Origin of the sequence: Thermoflexus sp., assembly GCF_042408365.1 — a bacterium.
Classification (GTDB): Bacteria; Chloroflexota; Anaerolineae; order Thermoflexales; family Thermoflexaceae; genus Thermoflexus.
This window is the reverse complement of the sequence record NZ_JBHOQJ010000044.1, coordinates 1-2,009: the sequence shown is the minus strand read 5'-3', so window position 1 is coordinate 2,009 and position 2,009 is coordinate 1. Positions and strand designations below refer to the sequence as shown.

The 2,009-nt window shown below is 61.9% G+C and carries 2 protein-coding genes; both read right to left on the bottom strand.

The features are described from left to right. Window positions 1–57 precede the first annotated feature (57 nt). The gene (locus tag ACFMO5_RS02090) at window positions 58–1,029 is read right to left on the bottom strand and encodes a bifunctional oligoribonuclease/PAP phosphatase NrnA (protein WP_376791119.1); all 972 of its coding nucleotides are present in this window, start codon (window positions 1,027–1,029) and stop codon (window positions 58–60) included. Between the two features lie 34 nt (window positions 1,030–1,063). Further along, on the bottom strand, window positions 1,064–1,429 hold the full coding sequence (rbfA, locus tag ACFMO5_RS02085; protein WP_376791118.1) for a 30S ribosome-binding factor RbfA: 366 nt from the start codon (window positions 1,427–1,429) through the stop codon (window positions 1,064–1,066). Between the last annotated feature and the right edge of the window lie 580 nt (window positions 1,430–2,009).

Genomic DNA, 2,009 nt, shown 5'->3' with positions numbered 1-2,009 from the left:
GCCGCGTAAGCGGCCCGCCCCTCACAGGGAATTGCATCGTCGCAACAAAGCGGCGTCCTATGCTTTTGAGGCGCCTTCCTGGCCATCCCGGGCTGCTGCTTTCAGGGCCGCCAGGAGGGGAGGGATCACTTCCTCCAGCGGGCCGGGGAGCAGACACCCGGCCGCGGGCGGATGGCCGCCTCCGCCGAAAGCCAGGGCGACCCGGGCGACGTCATAACCAGGCCGGGCCCGCATGCTGACTTCCACTTTTCCATCATCCCGTTCAGTGAAAACTGCGGCGATCCGTGCCTCCTCCACGCCGATCAAGAAACTGGAGAGGCTGAGATCGTTCGCGTGGCTCAGGCCGGAGGCCGCCCTCATCTCCCGGGTGATCACTGTCCAGATCACCCCATCCTCCATCCGGGCCTCTGCGAGGGCCTGGCCGAAGAGGCGGACGGCGGCCAGGGGCCGGCGGTTAAAGAGGGCTTCCACTAGCGCCGACAGGGAGGCCCCGGCCTCCATCAGTCGAGTCACCTCCCGCATGACCCGGGAGTCTACATTGGTGGTCCGGAGGCCCATCGTATCTCCCACAATGCCCGCCAGCAAGATCGAAGCCAGCTCCGCGTCCAGCTCCACCCCGAGATCCTCCGCCAGCCAGAGCACCATCTCGGCAGTCGCCACCGCGGAGGGATCAATCCAGTTGATCGTTCCGAAGTGGGTGTTCGTGACGTGGTGATCGATGTTCAGCAAGGGGACCCCATGGAGCTCAGCGAACGCTTTGCCGAGGCGGCTCGGGTCGCTGGCGTCTAAGCTAACCAGGAGATCGAACGGGCCTCGGGCGATGCGGGAGATCTCCCCTGCGTGGGGAAGGGCTTTCAAGCGGGTTGGAAGATCGTCGTCGCAGAACGCCTCGGCGGCTTTCCCCCAACGTCGGAGGATCTGAACCAAGCCGAGGGCGCTGCTAATGGCATCCGCATCCGGCGAAACATGGGTGGCCACTGCGATGCGCTGGGCTTTCTTCAAGGCCTGTCGGGCCTGCTCACGACTCATCGAGCTACCGCTCCTGACTGAACGGATGAGGTGCCTAAGTTGAGGATCCGGATGATTGCTCATCGTGAAGCCTGGAGATCAACCGCTCGATGCGATCCGCGCGATCGAAGGTGTCATCCCACTTGAAAACCAGATCGGGGATCCGGCGCAGGATCACCCGCCCAGCCAGCTCGTGCTTCAGATAACCCTTCGCGTGCTCCAGGCCCGCCAGCACTTCCCCCCGCCGAGCAGGATCCGCTGGCCATGTCGTCACATAGACTTTAGCGATGGTGAGATCCGGCGCCGGTTCCACCCCGGTCACGGTCACCCCGGCCACCCGCGGGTCTTTTAATTCGGCGATCAGAGCGCTCAGCTCCTCTCGTAACAGCTCCCCGATCCGTCGCTGCCGTCGCTCTCCCATGGTGAACCTCCAGGGTGCTCCATCCTAACACATGAAAAGCGAGCCGTCAAAAAAGAACTGAACCAATACCGGGCACTCAGGCACCTTGCTGCAAGTCAAGGGCCACAGGGAGCGGAGATGGCACAACGGTGAAGAAAGGGATGGCCCCTCCTCCCTTTCTCCCTCTCCCCGCGGCCCGAAAGGCCCCGGGGAAGGGGAGAAAAAACTTGGCTCATGTCGGTTTTAAGGTGAAATGGGCACCGTTGAGGTGCTCCAAAAGCCAGCGGCCCTCCCGCGCCCAGAGATCCACTCAACGGCGTGAAACTTCTCGTTATGAGCACTCCGAAATGGGCAGAGAAAGCGTTGTAGTCCAGTCTAAAAGCCCTTTTATCGTTCTGCAATAGACTTCATCGAAGGATCTTCTTGACGCTTTGTCGCGCTCTTGTGCGCTCAAAAACTCGCCGAGGAGGCTGGACGGCATCGGGTCCCCCATGGATCAGAAGAATTCAAAGGGGGAGGGATCCCGAGAGCCGGATCTTGCCGCTTCACCTTAAAGCCGATATGAGCCAAATTTTTTCTAAGGCTGGGCCGGGGGCCGAAG

Coding starts and splice junctions, on each gene's coding strand:
- ACFMO5_RS02090 (WP_376791119.1), bottom strand. CDS start 1,029: ATGAGTCGTGAGCAGGCCCGACAGGCCTTGAAGAAAGCCCAGCGCATC.
- rbfA (WP_376791118.1), bottom strand. CDS start 1,429: ATGGGAGAGCGACGGCAGCGACGGATCGGGGAGCTGTTACGAGAGGAG.